This window comes from Paenibacillus sp. CMM36, assembly GCF_053570945.1.
In genome coordinates this window covers 1-18,451 of sequence record NZ_JBSEDY010000025.1, presented here as the reverse complement: position 1 = coordinate 18,451, position 18,451 = coordinate 1, and the positions used below count along the sequence as shown (strand labels likewise).

15 protein-coding genes and 1 other annotated feature are annotated in these 18,451 nt (G+C 44.8%); of the genes, 4 read left to right on the top strand and 11 right to left on the bottom strand.

What is annotated here, in order from left to right; all coding sequences use genetic code 11:
- Positions 1 to 95 precede the first annotated feature (95 nt).
- On the bottom strand, positions 96 to 461 hold the full coding sequence (locus ACWA2B_RS26375; protein ID WP_013310912.1) for an Asp23/Gls24 family envelope stress response protein: 366 nt from the start codon (positions 459 to 461) through the stop codon (positions 96 to 98).
- A gap of 314 nt (positions 462 to 775) precedes the next feature.
- Here ACWA2B_RS26375 and cax point away from each other — a divergent pair, with 314 nt between their 5' ends.
- Positions 776 to 1,846 (top strand): calcium/proton exchanger, encoded by a 1,071-nt coding sequence (cax, locus tag ACWA2B_RS26370; protein WP_430628092.1) that lies wholly within the window; start codon positions 776 to 778, stop codon positions 1,844 to 1,846.
- A 141-nt stretch (positions 1,847 to 1,987) separates the two neighbouring features.
- Here the strand turns inward: cax and ACWA2B_RS26365 are convergent, their stop codons facing one another.
- The 5 genes from ACWA2B_RS26365 to ACWA2B_RS26345 all read right to left on the bottom strand — a co-directional run bounded on the left by ACWA2B_RS26365 (position 1,988) and on the right by ACWA2B_RS26345 (position 6,976).
- Positions 1,988 to 2,278: a YlaN family protein gene (locus tag ACWA2B_RS26365; RefSeq protein ID WP_007431028.1), complete on the bottom strand. Its 291-nt coding sequence runs from the start codon at positions 2,276 to 2,278 to the stop codon at positions 1,988 to 1,990.
- Between the two features lie 141 nt (positions 2,279 to 2,419).
- The gene (locus tag ACWA2B_RS26360; protein ID WP_013310915.1) at positions 2,420 to 2,662 is read right to left on the bottom strand and encodes an HPr family phosphocarrier protein; all 243 of its coding nucleotides are present in this window, start codon (positions 2,660 to 2,662) and stop codon (positions 2,420 to 2,422) included.
- An 89-nt stretch (positions 2,663 to 2,751) separates the two neighbouring features.
- A complete protein-coding gene (locus tag ACWA2B_RS26355) occupies positions 2,752 to 3,867 on the bottom strand; it encodes an aminopeptidase (RefSeq protein ID WP_341070976.1) in 1,116 nt (371 codons plus the stop codon).
- 76 nt (positions 3,868 to 3,943) lie between these two features.
- On the bottom strand, positions 3,944 to 4,795 hold the full coding sequence (locus tag ACWA2B_RS26350; protein ID WP_449292807.1) for a hypothetical protein: 852 nt from the start codon (positions 4,793 to 4,795) through the stop codon (positions 3,944 to 3,946).
- A 195-nt stretch (positions 4,796 to 4,990) separates the two neighbouring features.
- Positions 4,991 to 6,976, bottom strand: a complete 1,986-nt coding sequence (locus ACWA2B_RS26345) for a sensor domain-containing diguanylate cyclase (RefSeq protein WP_029517646.1) — start codon at positions 6,974 to 6,976, stop codon at positions 4,991 to 4,993.
- 436 nt (positions 6,977 to 7,412) lie between these two features.
- Between ACWA2B_RS26345 and rpsD the strand changes: the two genes are divergently transcribed.
- Complete coding sequence (gene rpsD / locus ACWA2B_RS26340) at positions 7,413 to 8,012, top strand: 30S ribosomal protein S4 (protein ID WP_013310919.1); 600 nt, start codon at positions 7,413 to 7,415, stop codon at positions 8,010 to 8,012.
- 77 nt (positions 8,013 to 8,089) lie between these two features.
- Here rpsD and ACWA2B_RS26335 read toward each other — a convergent pair whose 3' ends face one another.
- The gene (locus tag ACWA2B_RS26335; protein WP_029517647.1) at positions 8,090 to 8,959 is read right to left on the bottom strand and encodes an AraC family transcriptional regulator; all 870 of its coding nucleotides are present in this window, start codon (positions 8,957 to 8,959) and stop codon (positions 8,090 to 8,092) included.
- A gap of 201 nt (positions 8,960 to 9,160) precedes the next feature.
- Entirely contained in the window at positions 9,161 to 10,414 is a 1,254-nt protein-coding gene (gene tyrS / locus ACWA2B_RS26330) for a tyrosine--tRNA ligase (RefSeq protein WP_165150271.1), read from the bottom strand.
- A 66-nt stretch (positions 10,415 to 10,480) separates the two neighbouring features.
- Positions 10,481 to 10,746, bottom strand: a binding site (T-box leader).
- Positions 10,747 to 10,881: 135 nt separating this feature from the next.
- Between tyrS and ACWA2B_RS26325 the strand changes: the two genes are divergently transcribed.
- On the top strand, positions 10,882 to 13,905 hold the full coding sequence (locus ACWA2B_RS26325) for a transglycosylase domain-containing protein (protein WP_449292806.1): 3,024 nt from the start codon (positions 10,882 to 10,884) through the stop codon (positions 13,903 to 13,905).
- 88 nt (positions 13,906 to 13,993) lie between these two features.
- Here ACWA2B_RS26325 and acsA read toward each other — a convergent pair whose 3' ends face one another.
- Entirely contained in the window at positions 13,994 to 15,709 is a 1,716-nt protein-coding gene (acsA, locus tag ACWA2B_RS26320; RefSeq protein WP_209949561.1) for an acetate--CoA ligase, read from the bottom strand.
- 240 nt (positions 15,710 to 15,949) lie between these two features.
- On the opposite strand from acsA, the gene ACWA2B_RS26315 reads away from it, so the two are divergent.
- Positions 15,950 to 16,582, top strand: a complete 633-nt coding sequence (locus tag ACWA2B_RS26315; RefSeq protein ID WP_209949559.1) for a GNAT family N-acetyltransferase — start codon at positions 15,950 to 15,952, stop codon at positions 16,580 to 16,582.
- Between the two features lie 13 nt (positions 16,583 to 16,595).
- Here ACWA2B_RS26315 and ACWA2B_RS26310 read toward each other — a convergent pair whose 3' ends face one another.
- Positions 16,596 to 17,294, bottom strand: coding sequence for a 5'-methylthioadenosine/adenosylhomocysteine nucleosidase (locus tag ACWA2B_RS26310; protein WP_029517651.1), 699 nt, complete (start codon positions 17,292 to 17,294; stop codon positions 16,596 to 16,598).
- A gap of 114 nt (positions 17,295 to 17,408) precedes the next feature.
- A complete protein-coding gene (gene ccpA / locus ACWA2B_RS26305; protein ID WP_029517652.1) occupies positions 17,409 to 18,416 on the bottom strand; it encodes a catabolite control protein A in 1,008 nt (335 codons plus the stop codon).
- Positions 18,417 to 18,451 lie beyond the last annotated feature (35 nt).

Here is an 18,451-nt window from a genome sequence, read left to right as displayed (position 1 = left end):
CCACCAGTTTTCGTGTTTTTATTCGGGTTATCCTACGGAATTCCCGGCATGTATACAATTGGTTAAAAATGTAGCATTATCGGTCCTTGATTCTATTACACTGCGTCGTCCTTGAACGCGACACCTTCCACTTTTACGTTCACTTCCACGACCCGCAAACCTGTCATACTTTCGACGGCTTCTCGTACATTTTGCTGAAGAATTCGGGACACCTCATGAATAGGTGTTTCGTAGAGTACGATAATACGTAGATCAATGGCAGCTTCCAGCTGTCCAACCTCCACTGATACGCCTTTTTGCACATTTTTACCGCTCAGCCTTTTGGCCCAGCCTTCCGATAAACCACCTGACATTGCAGCAATGCCCGGTGTCTCTAATGCGGCCATCCCGGCAATTTTACCTACGACATCGTTGGAAATCTTGATGTTTCCTGCTTCCAGTTGTTGAATTTGCTCTGCCATGACCTATGTCCCCCTTCATCCATCCTTTATTTGTATTGTAAAGCCTCAGCCACTCCAAATGCAAACCCTACGTATGAAAAACAACTTTCGTTTACAACCTATATCATTTTGGGTATATTAATTTAGAAAATCCATACAAGTGAGCATTTTGTATAAATCCCAAGAGTGTTTTCCAATCAGCAATATATAGATCGAAACGCTTTAGTTCGTCTATATATTGTACTTATGAGCGTTGGGAATCAAATTATGCAAAATGCTGAAGTGACAGCTTTCACCAAACTTGTACACATTTATTGATATCGAGGTGCTCTTCATTGAAAAAATGGTTATCTCCCGCTTTGCTTATAGCGACATTTGCTCTTAGCGCAGTCGCTCATTACACACATTGGAACGCTATAGCCCAATTTGTCATTTGTGCAATTTCTGTTGTATTCGTAGCCGGTTTCCTCGGCAGGGCGACCGAAAGTGTCGCGCATTATGCTGGCCAACGTTTAGGTGGATTCTTAAATGCCACCTTTGGTAACGCAGCCGAACTGATCATCGCCATCTTTCTTGTTAAAGAAGGTCTTTACGATATGGTAAAGGCCAGTCTTACCGGTTCTATCATCGGTAATCTGCTGTTGGTGCTAGGAGCAAGTCTGTTCGCTGGCGGTTTAAAGTACAAAGTACAAAATTTCAATATATCGCTGGCTGGATTAAGTGGTTCTCTGATGATTGTGGCTGTTATTGCCTTGTTCGTTCCAGCTGTCTTTTTGAACACACACGTTATCACAGATAGCGAATCAGATACGCTCAGCCTCATTGTCGCAGGCACGCTCATTGTCGCGTATATTGCGTGGCTTATTTTTTCTATGATTACGCATAAGGACTATTTAGCTGACGTGACCGAACAAAAAGATGAAGAATTACCACATGAGCATGCCCCTGTATGGTCCAGAAACAAATCCATTGCCTATTTGATACTTGCTACCGTCATGGTCGCTTTTGTCAGCGAATGGCTGGTAGGTACGCTGGAGGTGTTTACGACCCAATTTGGGCTCAGCGAATTGTTCGTAGGTGCCTTCCTCGTCGCTATTATTGGTAATGCAGCCGAACACAGCGCTGCTATTTTACTGGCGATGAAGAATAAAATCGGTGCATCTGTCGAAATTGCTGTCGGCAGCAGTTTGCAAATTGCGTTATTTGTCGCCCCCGTGCTGATTTTTGTCAGTTACTTTATGGGAAACACGATGAATATTGTTTTCACCACAATTGAGCTGGTCGCCATTGCTGTCGCTGTATTTATCGCCAAATCCATCACCCAAGACGGCTCAACCAACTGGTATGAGGGGCTCATGCTATTGGTAGTGTATGTATTGTTAGGTGTATCCTTCTTTCTTGTGTAGCTTTTTAAGGTTTTAAAATGTTCATTAGGATGGTGGAAGGGGATGCGCTTTTACCATCCTAAAAGAACATTTTTTTAAAAAAAGGCATCAAAAAAAGCATGCTCTCAAGCTCCGCATGCTCTCATCAATTCAACCGTCTTCCTAATTGGCCTTATTATTCATGGCCTCATATAGAATAGCCAGATTGCGTTCCAGCTCACTGACCAGCTGTTTACCTACCATTTCCGGAAGAAGTCCAGCGCGAACCGCAAAATCCACTTCCTTGGAAAATCCGTACATCTGAGTATCCAGCACTTCCTCATAGAGAGGGCAATAACGGGTTGCCAGATTCTCCATCTGTACTTCAATAAGCTTCTTTATTTTATCTGCATCTTCCTGAAGCAGATTAATAGCCTTGATATTCAATTGTTCCTGCAAATCAGATGAAGTCATGGATTCTTCCCCCCTATGTCTCAATGTCGCACAAGACGTCCTATCCTTAATATTAGACCAAATTGCAGGCTAATACAAGAACCTGACAAAAAAAGCATCCCTACAGTTACAGGTAGGGATGCTTTTGCTTCAAGAATAAAGTTAGCTGGCTACTGAAATATGAAGTCCGTGCTTCTCGAACACCTCGATGATCGCTTTCTTGGCTTCCTCCGCATCTGGTCCATGAACGTGTAGTTCATAGCTATGGCTGCTGACTAGGGTCGTAAACAAGCCCAGTATACTTTTCACATCAATATACTTATTTTCGGAATGAAGGACGATGGAAGAGGTGAACTTGCTCGCCGTCTGTGCAATTTCAACAACCGCCGCGTTATTATTGGACATAGAAATCCCTCGCTTTACTGAATTGTCATGTATCGTTACTCATCCATAATGATACATTGAAATCGCTTTCTCAGCAAGAACGGATATCGTTATTTTAAATTTTCAGGGTTTAATGGCTCCAGCTCAGGCAGTACAAAGATGCCATCTTTACGAATCAAAACATCGTCAAAATAAATTTCACCACCGCCATATTCTGGACGCTGAATCAACACCAAATCCCAGTGGATCGATGAACGATTACCGTTATCCGCTGTTTCATAAGCTTGACCCGGTGTAAAATGTAAGCTGCCGGCGATTTTCTCGTCAAACAAAATATCCTTCATTGGATGTAAGATGTGCGGATTAAACCCGATGGCAAACTCGCCAATATAACGTGCTCCCTCGTCAGAATCGAGAATATCATTCAGCCGCTTCGTATCGTTACTCGTTGCTTCCACGATCTTACCATTTTCAAAACGGAATTTAACATTTTCAAAAGTAATGCCATTATACAGGGTTTGTGCATTGTAGCTGATCGTTCCGTTAACGGAATCACGTACAGGCGCGCTGTATACTTCGCCATCCGGGATATTACATTGACCTGAACACTTGATAGCTCCAATTTGCTTAATAGAGAAATTCAAATCCGTACCCGGTCCACTAATCCGTACCTTGTCCGTCCGATTCATCAGGTCTGCCAATGCATCTTGAGCTTTGTCCATTTTTGCATAATCCAGATTACACACATCGAAATAAAAATCTTCGAACGCTTCTGTGCTGATATTCGCCAATTGAGCCATGCTGTCATTCGGATAACGCAGCACTACCCATTTGGTGTGTTTCACCCGTTGTTCGCTATGTACCGCATGCTGATAAATGGAATTATACAATTTCATTTTATCTTCCGGCACATCTGACAAATCATTTACATTTTCACCTGCACGAATTCCGATATAGCAGTGCATTTGCTTCATCCGGTTAAGGTCAATCTCAGCCCAGGTCTCCAGCATCTCCTTTGTCGCGTGACGAAGCATGGCGCTCTGTACCTTACGGTCTGTAAGTTGTACAAAAACATTTCCACCTTTTTTACCAACTTCATGAATGATGGCGTTAAGTAAGTCGCGCTCTGTACCAATCATTTCGACTAATACATTTTCTCCAGGCTGCACTTCAACAGAGTAACCTACTAAATTTTCCGCCAGCTTAAGTATTCTAGGATCTTTCATGTAGTGTCTCTCCTTCTCTATTTCATTCTTTTTGAACAATGGTTAATTCAAAGTCCATTGTATCACGCCCGCCACGTTACTTGTAGTCCTCAAAAGTAACTCTGGTTATCAAAGCCTCTTGATGCAGATCTTCATTTTCTCCCTGTCGGGTAATCTGGCATTCGGATGAAAGCTTTAAGGGTAAACCTGTTTGGCGATCTATGGTCAAATGATACACCGTATGCACAATGGATTGCTCCAGCTGGTTATTCATATCCTCACAACTTTGCGCCCATATTTGGCTCAGCTTCTTTCGCAGCTCTCGATTCGTTCCTGTCTGCTGCGTTTTTAATATCACGATTTGAGGGTTTAACGTATTCATTTCTTTTATTAAACGATCTTTCAACCAGCGCTTTGCCGAAGCAGATTCCGGTTCAATCCTCAACACCCAAGTTCCCCGGGCAGCTCCCGTTTCCATACGAATGCTCTTATTCAGTGTATTTAATTCCTCAAGCTCCTGAATCGGATTGAAGCGATTTAACATACCATTTCCAACCACAGGAGGATAACCGGATGTCAGCGAAACCCATTTCCCACTCCGACGAATAAAACGTTCCTGTGTAACATCATGCTCGGACTTACCTTGTTTCAGAGCTGTGTAGCCACCTTGCTTACGGAAAGCCTCTGCAGAACCCCAGTGCATGGTCAATTCATCGTGATTTCTTAGCCTACCGCGATATTCAAACTGCTTATTCGTTGGCAGACCACTGTCTGCTCTAATTGCAGTCCGTCCAGTAAACGTTACCATCTCTTTGCCAGCCATTCCTGCAACAGCTCTCTTAAAAATCTGCTCAGGCGTATATTGTCGATCCAGTGCACAACCACTTAACACACCTATTACAAGCAACACACCACAAACCTTCATCATCCATTGCTTTTTCCAATGCATCCCATCATCCGTCCTATCCTGAACATAACTGTACTCATGAGCAATAATCCTGCTTCAAGCCAGTTATGCTACCTGGTTCACTTCATCGCGTTATCCCTATAGTTCAATCATACACACGATATAGCTGCGTTTAGGATTACCTGTCTGCAAAGGGTTATGCAAGACAAAAAGAGAACATTCCCTAAGGAATATTCTCTACACATTGGCTACATGATCAACAACTATTCGATTGCGTCCTTCATTTTTCGCTTCGTACAAGGCCATATCAGCCCTATAAAATAAAGATTCAATACTGATCTGCTCGTCCAGCCAGTTCCATTCAGCAATCCCGCAAGAAACAGTCACCTGAGGCTCAGTTTCATGCTGTACGCGGTAACGTATTTTTTCTGCATATCCGAGCGCTTGCTGTACCCCCAGCTGCGGTAAATAAATGGCAAGCTCCTCGCCGCCCCATCTCGCACATACATCCTCATCGCGAGTCGCCGAACGAACGATATTGCTGACGCTTTTCAAAATTTCGTCACCCGTCTGATGCCCATGCGTATCATTCACCTGTTTGAATTGATCAATATCTACCAAAATAAGAGATCCACAGAAATCCTTTTCCTGATGTTGCTGAATGATTTGGTCCACATAATGACGTACATACAGACCTGTTAACATATCCATATTAGCCAACCGCCGCACCTCAGCGTGCAGCATAGCATTGGTTACCGCCAACCCGATATGAGGGGCTAGCATTTGCAACATTTTGTAATTATCGTAAGAGAAAAAGTGCGGAAGCTTGCTGGACAATAGTATAACCCCTTTAGGAGTACCGCTGGTCTTCATAGGTACAGCCATCAAAGACTGGGAGTGCGTCGCATCCATAAAATGAGAGGATATCTTCCCATCCTTTCTATAGTCCGACACAATCACTGGTTCCCCTGTTAAGCGTATTAGTCCAGCAAATCCATCTTCAAGAGGGTAACTTTCCAGTCTTAAGCTTTCCACATTACTCGACATGACCTTAAAACAGTTTCCATCCTGGTCAAGCTGTACAATACAACAAAAGTCCGCCATGAACATTTTTAATAACTCCTGCACGGCAAATTCAAATATTTCATTTAACTTCAGGCTCTGATTCAAGCGCTGAACCAGTTCATTAATGAGACGCAATTCATGGATAAGTACATTCGATTGCTCAAGCAGCTTTGCATTTTCAAATGCGGTGCCAGCCGTATCCGCCATCATGGCAATCAGCTCTACATCCACTTTTTTCATACTATCCGCGCCCGATGGAAGAATCATATGGAAAACACCGTATACGCCCTGCTTACCACGTAATGGGATGCCGATTTCAGTTATTTCATCTTGTGTACCGACAGGCTCATTCACAGCCATTTGCCCTTTCATAAATGCACGGACGCATACATCTTCGTCCCGTTCATGCAGCAGTAAAGGTTTGACCTGCGGATTGCGACTATGTCGATCCTGACTCATATACAAGGTGATATCTACATGGGGAAACAAATAGGCGATGCTCCCGAATACCTCATCCAGCACGCCTTCTACGTCAATTTTGTCATGCATCCGTTTTACAATCTGAAATAAAATAGAACGGCGTCTACCTTCACGATCGCTTCGATTCCGCATCCCAAGGACATCTTCCATAAATATGTACTCAAACTTCGTGTAAAAGCAGGATTTAAAATGTAAAGCAGCTGATAACAATGTGTCCAGATTTGGGACAGAATGTTGAGCAGGCCGTGTAAAACGAAGAGCGGCAAAGGGCTCGCTCTTGTAATTACGGCATAGTATGGGAACCATATACACAAACGAAAGGCTTCCATCACGAAGTTTGCGCTGGCTCACTTCCATCTCTCTAGATATGCAACAACGTTCGACCAAATCCAAATCCTCGTCATCATCTTCTTTTTTACCAGCAACACGAACACCTATAAAATTAAAAACAGCAGTATATTCTTCGTTAATCCAGGATATACCATTGCCCTGTTGTAACCAACTCCGATATCCTTGGACAAGCAGCTGGTTAATATAGGGGAAATCATAGGGTGTCATATCCATGTTCTGGAGCCAGGCAAAAGAAGTATATCCTTTATCATCAAACAGCGGAGCACCGCTAGCCTGGACCGTTTTACTGTCAAGCATTTGCTGATCCGTTGTTGAAAATTCCGACATATTAAGGCGCTCCTTCACAGCAAAATTAGCTGTACCAAGACAGCGGCTATACACCACTATAGCTCATAATATGATCTATTTTACTCCCAACTCTAGAAATTTGCATCCATTTTCCAGAAATTCGTCCCACTTTTTTAGTTCTAAAGCCCTATCGACAAAATTTGACGTTTTCATTCTTTTTCTCTTCTTGACATTGACCTACTCTTACATGTAGTATATATTATTGAAAAAGACTGTACGGCAGAACTATCTACTGTGCGGATCTTAAATTTTGGGCGTAACAGTTTGTGTCACCCTCATCTTTTTTGTTGCTGACAGGACAGCGGCTGAACTTTTCTGTCAGTAGTGCGTCTCACCTTAATAGGTAGCGCCGAACAAATTGGAGCGCAAAGAGAGCCCCAACTCAAATTTTAATTATGAAGGAGTTAACTCTATAATGGCACGTTACACTGGTCCTAAATTTAAATTGAGCCGTCGTCTCGGTATTTCCCTGAGCGGCACAGGTAAAGAATTGAAACGCCCTTTCCCTCCGGGACAACATGGTGCAAACCAACGGAGAAAAATCAGCAACTACGGTATGCAGCTTCAAGAGAAACAAAAGTTGCGTCACATGTACGGCTTGGGTGAAAAACAATTCCGTACCCTGTTCAACAAAGCTCAACACATGCACGGTATCGCTGGTGAAAACTTTATGTTCTTGCTGGAAAGCCGCCTGGACAACCTTGTATTCCGTCTTGGCTTTGCTAATTCCCGTGCAGGCGCACGTCAATTGGTAGCTCACGGTCACGTTACTGTGAACGGTAAAAAAGTTGACATCGCTTCTTACCAAGTAAGCCCTGGCGACGTGATCGGTCTTCGTGAAAGAAGTCGTTCCCTGTCTTCCATCAAAGAAGCTTTGGAAAACCGCAACCACTTGGTAGCTTACCTGGAGTACAATGACGCAGCTCTGGAAGGTAAATTCATTCGTTTGCCTGAGCGTGGCGAATTGTCCCAAGATATCGATGAAAAACAAATCGTCGAATTCTACAACCGCTAATCCCTGCATTAGCACCAAAAAGCACCCGAATTTATTCGGGTGCTTTTTTATATTCCTTATGATCGAGCCTGAGAGTTTTATTCAATGGGGATGTATACTTTCATGCTCAAATGATCTGGATAGGAGGAATTCATCACGTCCGTAATTTCAAAATCTGGTCCCTCCCTCCGTTCAAAATTAGAATTAGGAAGCCATGTGCCATAGATAAAGTCTCGTATATTCTGAACCCGTCCATCTGAACCCGAAGCGTCAAACTCAGCATACTTCCCTGCTGGAATCTCCATATATATGAAACCCTCTGCCAGTTCATTTGACTCTTTTTCAACTGCCTCGCCCACCACAAATGAAAATGCACCATTGTCTTCAAATCGACAGGCAACCCCATATGACATTCCCGGTGCGATCTTGTTCGGGATACACATAAAATATTCATTGGCTCCAAAGTGCCCATAAAATCCTGGAATTTCTTTATAGTGCTGCTCATTATTCAGATTTGTTTTATATTCATACCCTATAATTTTGGTCGTTTCGAGCTGCAATATCACTGGCTTGTTCACATCCAAATCCCCCTTCGTATTTTTTTGATAATCCAGAAAATTAATTTTGCTTTGTCCAGGAAGCTCAATATCACTGTTACGATATTTCCCAGGGGTGATCCCAAAATTCTTTTCAAAAGCGCGGGTAAAGGCTTCTTGCGAGTTGTACTGAAACTCAATAGCAATGTCCAACACTTTTTGATTGGATTGTTTTAGCTGTTCAGCCGCCTCGGACAATCTTCTCCTTCTTATATACTGTTGAACCGTAAAACCCGAAATGGCCTGAAAAACCCGCTGGAAATGAAAAGCTGAAAAGCATGCCTGTGAAGCAATATCGGCAATTTTTAGATCCTCCCGGAGATTCAATTCAATAAACTCAATCGCACACTGAATTCGTTTAAAATAGTCCATATAATCCTTCCCCACACTCGTAATTGTTCTGATTATCGATCCTACACCCAAATTGTGCAACCCACGTTTTCATTATGTATAACTCTTCACCTACATGTTTGATTATTTGTGCTAAGTTTACCATGACTTTTCACTTGGCAGAAATAAAAAAGCAACGCTGAGATCGAGACAATCTCAGCGCTGCTTTTGAATATATTTTCATTATCCAAGCTTGATTTTAGCAAATTTCCGTTTACCTACCTGCACAATGTCGCCTTCCTTCGGCGTGTATGCTTCGTTCACATCGGTCCATTTCTCTTCGTTAATTTTGACCGAACCCTGCTGAATACTGCGCTTGGCTTCACCGTTAGATGCTGCAAAGCCCAGATGAGTCAGCAACTGGATCACACGAATGCCACCTTCTTCTAACTGATCAGCCGTCAAGGTGAACTCTTCAATATCGTCAGGCAGCGCGCGCTGCTGGAATACGGTCACAAAATGCTGCTTCGCTGCTTCCTCTGCTTCTTCACCATGGTACATGCGCACTAACGTTCCAGCCAGCTTCATTTTGGCATCACGTGGATGCACTGAGCCTTCCTTAACACCTTTCGCCAGCTCTGCCAACTCCTCGTTGTTGATATCCGTTGCAAGCTCAAAATATTTCAGCATCAGCTCATCAGGAACGGACATGGATTTTCCGTATATTTCGTTCGGCTCCTCATCAACACCAATGTAGTTCCCCAAGCTTTTACTCATCTTCTGAACTCCATCCAGCCCTTCAAGCAATGGTAAAGTAATAGTAGCCTGTGGCTCAACTCCGTATTCTTTTTGCAGGGTTCTACCCATCAGAAGATTAAACTTCTGATCCGTTCCCCCTAATTCAATATCGCTTTGGAGAGCCACGGAATCCATGCCCTGCATCAGCGGGTAAAAGAACTCATGGATGCTGATCGGCAATCCGTTTTGGTACCTTTTTGTAAAATCATCCCGTTCCAACATACGGGCAACCGTTACTTTGGCCGACAGGGTTACTACATCAGCAAAAGACATTGGCCCTAACCATTCGGAATTGTAAAATACCTTTGTTTTTTCAGGATCGAGAATTTTAAAAATTTGTTCCTTGTATGTTTGGGCATTGCGCTGTACATCTTCCTCAGTCAGTTGCTTACGAGTCTCCGATTTACCTGTCGGATCACCAATTCTGCCTGTAAAATCTCCGATAATCAGTTGTACTTGATGGCCTAATTCCTGGAACTGGCGCAGTTTGTGCATAACAACCGTATGTCCGATGTGAATGTCGGGAGCAGATGGATCAAGGCCCAGCTTAATTTTGAGCGGCTCGCCGCTAACGACCGATTTGATCACCTTACGCTTCAGCTCATCCTCCGGTACAATTTCCGCCACACCCCGCTGTATCACCTCTAACTGTCGCTCGACCTCTACCTGTTGCTCCGGCTTCAATTCTTCCCACTTCATCCTGTATACCTCCTATTTTTCATCCAAAATATTACATATTAGACAAACCAAAAAGCCCCTTTCATCCCAAGGGACGAGAAGGAGCTGCTCGCGTTACCACCCTAATTAAAGAAACGCATGTCAAAGACAGACATTTCTTTCACTTCATTCCTATAACGGGCCTACACCCGGTACCGGATTACTATGGTGCTTCGCAAACCTGCAAAAGCTTTCCATTCATCCAGACAGCTCCAGACGGTAATTCAAAGGAGGGACGCTACCGATTCACACCACCCATCGGCTCTCTGTACAACGTGAATCCGCCTTCTACTGAAGTCTTTCTCTGCTTTTCACGATATTTACTTTGACCTATTTATAACACACTGCTTTTATGTAGTCAACGACACCAAAAGACAGGCTTTTTAGCATATGGGTTCATTTTGTAATTTTATGCTATAATAATGGCTGTTATAAAGGAGGAAGACTTAATGGTTGAAGAAAAAAACAATGTATCAGAGCCAAAGCCTTCCCGCTTGCGGACAACCATGCGAAGGCTCGGCCGTGTCATAAAGTGGGTCGTCATCATCGGTTTTATGGGGGCACTATTTGCAGGAGGGGCGGCCGCCGGCTATGTTGCTTCTATTGTAAAAAGCGAACCCGTGCGTTCCAGATCCATGATCCTACAGGAAGTAGATAAGAATGCAATTACAGGCTTCGCTTATTTCAATGATGGCTCTCCCATCGGACAACTCCGGACAGAAGAAGATCGAAGACCTGTCACGTTTAAGGAGATTCCACAACTCGTCATTGACGCAGTCATTGCCATTGAAGATAATCATTTTTACGAGCATAAAGGTGTCGATCTATCGGGAACACTGCGTGCTGTGAAGCAAAAGGCGCTGCATGAATCCGTACAAACCGGGGGTAGTACCCTCACCCAGCAGCTTGCGCGTCGTGTCTTTCTAAATCTCGATCGCACGGATGATCGCAAGGTCAAAGAAATTTTGCTGTCTCTGCGCCTTGAACGCTTCCTAAGCAAGCAACAAATTATTACGGCCTATCTTAATAAAGTACCTTTTGGTAACGGTTCAAGCGGTTACAACGTCTTTGGCATTAAAGCAGCGGCCAAAGGTATCTTTAATGAGAATGATCTGAACGAGCTTAATATAGCCCAGGCTGCCTATCTGGCAGGTTTGCCACAGCTTCCTTCTTCCTATTCTGCTTACAACGGTAAGGGTGAGTTTAATGAAGCTGGCTTTAAAAGAGCCATCAACCGCCAGCACCTGGTGCTCAGTCGAATGCTGGAGGAGAACAAAATCAATAAAGCACAGTATGATGAAGCGATGGCTTTTGATATCAAAAAATCTCTCGCACCACGTACTGTTAAGGCTTATAACACCTATCCATATCTTATGATAGAAACAGAACGACAAGCTGCGCAGGCACTCATGTCTGTCACCAATCCGGGTCAAGCAGCTAATGCCAGTGCAGATGCCAAAACCAAGGACGATAATGATTTGCTCAAAGAAGCTGAACAGCAGCTTCGCACAGGCGGTTATATGGTGTACACCACCATTGATAAGAGCGTATACAAATCTATGCGTCAAATTGCAGAAAATAAGAATAACTTCTCTGCCACTAGTAAAACCAAGGGTGACGAACAAGCAGCGGCTATTCTGATTCAGCATAAAACAGGCGCCATTCTTGGAATGATGGAAGGTCGGGACTTCCAAAAGGAGCAGATGAATTATGCCACCCAGATGGTTCGTCAGCCGGGTTCGGCAATGAAACCGATTGCTGCCTATCTCCCTGCATTGGACAGCGGTCTTGTGCAGCCTGGTAGTATCGTGGATGATGCCCCTATTATTTTAAAAGATGGCAGTAATGGGTATCACATTCCGAAAAATTCTAACAACCGCTATCAAGGATTGGTCACGGCGCGTTATGCACTGAATCAATCGCTCAATACGATAGCACTCAAGCTGTTTAACGAAAAAGTAGGGATCAGCAAAGCCTGGGCTTTTGCCAAGAAGCTGGGCATCACCACCTTGGAATCCAGTGATAACAACGCCCAAACGGGTGTACTTGGCGGCTTGGCCCATGGGGTGACCGTCGAGGAGCTTACGAATGCATATGGAGCCATTCCAAATGGCGGTGTGTTTAATGACGCCTATATGATCGAAAAGATTGTGGATTCGCAAGGCAATATTATATACAAGCATCAGCCTAATCCTGTGCAGGCCTTCTCACCGCAAACCGCCTACCTGATGACAGATATGTTGCGTACAGCCGTGTCTGAGGGCACAGGCAGACTGGTGAAGCGGAACTTTGATCAATCCGGTAAGATTCCGATTGCCGGCAAGACAGGCACTACGCAATCCTACACTGATGTTTGGTTCGAGGGCTTTACGCCTGACGTCACACTGGGTGTATGGGTTGGTTACAAGCAACCTGTCAATAAGCTTGAAACGAAAGTCCAAAAAGAGCGGGCTCGCCGCTTATGGGCTCTAATCATGAATGAAGTAACAACTAAAGATGCTCAGCTGTTCCAAACGGACAGCTTCAAGAGACCTGACGGCATTGTAAGCCGTACAGCATCCGCGTATGGTTCGGACATTTATAACAGTAAGTATCCACCTAAAAACAGTGAAAATGGTGTGAGTCGTGCGAAATATATTACCTACCAAGGTGTGAATTATATTCCACGCGATGGTACACCGGATGATATGTTATATGAACGGACCGTTAGGAAACGGGAAAAGTCAATCTCAGAATTGATTAAAGAGCTTCAGCAAGCCTTTAAGGTGATGAGACGACATAATTCGTTGTCCTACTATCTGCCTCAGGATGCAGATAAGGAAGCTCCTACTCAGATTGATCCACGCAAGGACGATGGAGCAGCTCCTAACGCTCCATCTAGCGTCAACGTAAGCTATAGTGATGGTAAAGCCATAATCAGCTTTAGCCCAAGCGGAAACAGCGACGTCGTAGGATACCGTCTGTATCGTTCTACAGATGGGGGGAGCTTCCAACGGCTTGGCAAGGTCGTTATGGCTGACAGCTCCAAGGTGTTCTCTGACAGCCCTGGGGGCAGCAGCTCTAGCTACTACGTGACCGCCGTTGATGTGGGCGGCCATGAGTCCGGTCCAAGCACGAAAGCAAGCGCAACACCTGTAGTGCCACCTGCAGATTCTGAGTCTCCAGACGTTCCGGGCGAGGGAGATGGAACAGGTGAGCAGCCTACAGAGGTCCCTACTGCCCCTGGACAGCCTCAAGCTAAAGCCGCAGGCTCATCCGTAGCGCTCCAATGGAGCGCAGGTAAGTCGGCGGACGCTATTACAGGCTATAACGTGTATTACAGCGAAAGCGGTGCGGAGCCTTTTACAAATATAGGCTCTACCGCATCTACCAGCTTTGAATATAAGTCGAAGAAAAAGCCAAAAGGCTGGTTTCGTGTCACTTCCATGAATGCCATGGGGGAATCGGCTCCTTCCGGAGCCGTCCGTCCATAACTGAAGACAAGAGTAGAAAGTGATAGGAGTCCCCTTAGCCATTAGGGCTTTGGAGACTCCTTTTTTTAATTCTAATATACACAGTACTTCAATCCTCTATGGTAGATAAGTCACCTGTAGGAAGGTTAAGCTCCCAGGCTTTCAACACGCGTCTCATAATTTTACCAGAGCGGGTTTTGGGTAACTTTTCCTTAAATTCAATTTCGCGTGGAGCAGCATGGGCAGACAGCCCTTCCTTAACGAAGCGATAGATGTCCTGCTGTAAAGCTTCAGACGGTGCATAGCCTTCACGCAGTGCAACAAAAGCTTTGATAATCTCTCCCCGCACGGTATCTGGTTTTCCAATGACTCCGGCTTCCGCTACAGCAGGATGCTCCAGAAGCTTGCTTTCCACCTCAAAAGGGCCGATTCGCTCTCCAGAGGAGTTAATGACATCATCAATCCTACCCTGAAACCAGAAATATCCGTCCTCATCCATGTAAGCCGAATCACCCGATACATACCAACCGGGAAAGCGGAAATATTCCTGAAACTTGTTCGGATTGTTCCATATACGATTCATCATGGATGGCCATGGTGTACGGATCGCCAAGTGACCCATCCGGTTAGGAGGCAACACCTGCCCTCTGTCGTCCAAAATAGCAGCTTGAATACCTGGGAGTGGCTTTCCCATCGAACCCGGCTTAATCGGCAGCTCAGGGTAATTACAGATCAACTGTGCGCCTGTTTCCGTCATCCACCAAGTATCATGAATGCGCTGTGTATATACTTGCCATCCCCATCGCACCACTTCGGGATTCAGCGGTTCCCCAACGGATAATACATGCCGCAGACTGCTGAGATCATATTTGGAAACAACCTGCTCCCCTGCGCTCATCAGCATCCGAAACGCTGTAGGAGCACTATACCATATGGTCACTTCGTGACGCTCAATCGTACGGTACCAGTCTTCCGGGCTGAAACGCCCCCCACGAATGACATTCGTCGCTCCATTTAGCCATGGAGCAAAAATACCGTATGACGTTCCCGTGACCCAGCCAGGATCAGCAGTACACCAATACACATCATCTTCCCGCAAATCCAGCACCATTTTGCCAGTATAGTAATGCTGAATCATTGCATTTTGCACATGATACACGCCTTTGGGCTTGCCTGTTGAGCCTGATGTATAGTGAATAATTAATCCATCTTCACGATCCAACCATTCAGGCTCAAGTTCCTCTGAGGACGTAAGCATTTCTGTCTCAAAATCGATAATTCCCTGCTCGCGTTCATCCATATCACCAACCACAAAAATATGCCGTAGCTCAGGAAGCTCCTCACGTTTTACCCGTGACAGAAGCGCAGGTGTGGTCACTAATGCAACTGCCCCACTATCCTCCAATCGATCCTTAACCGCAGTTTCCATAAACGCCTCAAACAATGGACCGACAACAGCCCCTACCTTTAGAACACCAAGTAAACTAATAACCAGCTCAGGTGAACGTGGCATGAAAATAAACACCCGCTCCCCTTTACCAATACCGTATTTGCGCAGCACATTTCCGAACCTGTTAGAGCTAGCACGAAGCTGAGAGAAGGTGTAGGTTTCATGACGGTTTGCGTCACAATACAATAGTGCCGCTTTCTCACCCCGTCCTTCCTGTACATGTCGATCAATGGCTTCATGTGCCATATTTACCTTGCCTGTTTCATACCACGTAAAATGACGCTCTGCATCCTCCCACTGAAAGTTGTTGTAAGCTTGTTCATACGGGCCCATGTTGGATGTGGGAACTACAGTCTGGAGTTCTTCAATCTTCATGCGTTCAGCCTCCTCACAATGGATTAATGAGAAACACGCAGGACAAGATAACGCTTACAAAAATCAATAAAGCAGATAGATTCCTTTGATTTACTGGTTGATTTAAATTGTGAACATTTTATGTCTAAAACAGTATATCATAGGTCACGATGTGACGACCATCCTTTTCATTTAATTGTTTTTTTGCTATAAGTATGGGATATGAGGAACGAGCTCATGGCGAACAAGGAGGGCGTACGTATGCAGCATTTAAAACTGTACCACTCGGATACGCTGGATCATAACGGACAAACAATCTATGTAGAAGGCCCCGTATCTGCGGATCAACTGCGTTCATTTCAAATGCACAAGCAATTAGATGCCTTTCGCAAACCAAGGGAGCAATTCGACGCGTTGGTGGATATTTCGGAACTGCCAGAAGGCAGAATTATCATTGCCCACAACGGGGAAACCCTTTTGGGATATGTTACTTTTCATTACCCAGATGAGATGGAGCGCTGGTCGGAAGCTGGCATGAAGGATTTACTGGAACTCGGAGCTGTTGAGGTAGCCAATGACTATCGTGGTCTGGGCCTGGGTAGCCGAATGATTCGGATTGCCTTTGAGGATGGACAGCTTGAATCCTATATTATTTTTACGACCGAATACTATTGGCATTGGGATTTAAAAGGCAGCGGTCTCTCCGTATGGGAATACCGCCGCATGATGGAGCGTCTAATGAAAACTGTAGATATGGTCTGGTACGCCACGGATGATCCTGAAATATGCTCACATCCTGCTAACTGTCTGATGGTACGAATGGGAAAGGATGTGCCCCTCGCATCACAAGAGCAGTTTGACCATATCCGATTTGTCCGAAGATTCATGTATTAAAAAAATTATACCATTAGCCCAAATGCTTGAGCATGAACTCCACAATACGATGCGAACGATGTGAAGCTTCTACCGTAAATTCAGCATAATTAACGTGGGCCGATCCATCAGCCTTATCTGACATAGATCGTAGTACAACATAAGGCACAGCGTTCATATGAGCTGTCTGAGCCACAGCCGCACCCTCCATTTCGGTACAAGCGCCGTCCATTTCCTGATGCAATGCAGTCACTAACTCACGATGTGCAACAAATTGATCGCCAGAAAGTACCTTGCCGACAATATACCGATCGCCAAACGATTTGCAGGCTTGCTCAGCTAGACTTACAAGCTCGGGATCAGCCACAAACTCTGAGGTGTCCTGATAAGGAATGACCCCTCTGGCATAACCCAAAGGCGTTACATCCATATCATGCTGCATACATGTTGATGAGATGACAATATCTCCAATGTTTAAATCAGGATGAACCGCCCCTGCCACTCCCGTGAATATAATCTGTTCTACACCAAAATGATCAATCAGGATTTGTGTTGTTACCGCCGCATTAACCTTGCCTACACCGGATTTACAGACGACGACTCTTTGCCCGTGAATGATTCCTGTAGTGTAAGTGATTCCAGCCTTGACCGTCTTACTCGCTTCCGTCATCGCTGCCAGCAGCAATTCAATCTCTTCATCCATAGCACCCATTAATCCATAAAGTCGGCTCATTACGCATCCCTCTATTCTTAGTTTGATGATGATGTCCAGAAGAAGCTTTATATCCACGAAAAAAGCTCCATCAAAGGAGCTTTCATCGAAGGTATATCCTATTCAGCACTGCGTCTAGTCTAAATAATTAACTGACAACCGCAAAATAGTTTCATGCGGCAAAATAACGCGAGGGTTCTCCACGTTTTCCTTTTTCATCAGCTTGGTCAGCAAACGCATCGCTACCGCACCCAAATCGTACATCGGTTGCGCGACGGTTGTCAGCTGAGGACGAACCATAGAGGCCATACGAATATTATCAACACTGATTACCGAAAAATCATCAGGAACTTTCAATCCCTCATCTTGAATACTATGGATCGCACCAATTGCCATTTCATCCGTTGCAGCAAAAATCGCACTTGGCTTCTTCTTCAGGCCGAGAAAATATTTCATGGCTTCAACACCAGATTCATAACGGTAGTTCCCGATTCGCACCAGATCCTCCTGATAATCAATTCCGGCTGCTTCCAATGCTCTCTTGTAACCTTGGAAACGTGCATAACCGTTTGCAGGGTCTTGAAGCGTACCACTGATCATTGCGATTTGACGGTGTCCATGGCGGATCAACGTGTTTACTGCATCAAAAGCAGCCGCTTCATGGTCAATATCGACCGAAGGATAGCTTCCTTTTTCATCACTCGTTGCACATAGAACGATAGGGACCGCAGCTGTATGGAACGCCTGAATATGCTCGTCCGTTACTGTACCACCCATGAACAGAAGACCATCCACTTGCTTTTCAAGCAATGTGTTGATGACACGAATCTCTTTTTCTTTTCGCTTGTCGGCATTACACAAAATAATATTATAGTGATACATATTCGCTATATCCTCAATACCGCGTGCAATTTCTGCAAAAATTGAGTTCGATATATCCGGTATAACCACGCCGACGGTCGTTGTCTTCTTGCTGGCCAGACCTCTAGCGACCGCATTTGGGCGATATCCCAATTGTTCAATCGCTTCGTACACTTTCTTGCGGGTCTGAGGTTTCACATTAGGATTATTGTTAACTACGCGGGACACTGTGGCCATTGAGACACCAGCTTCGCGAGCTACATCATAGATCGTTACCGTCACATTCCTTCTCTCCATTGCCAATAAATTTTCAACCG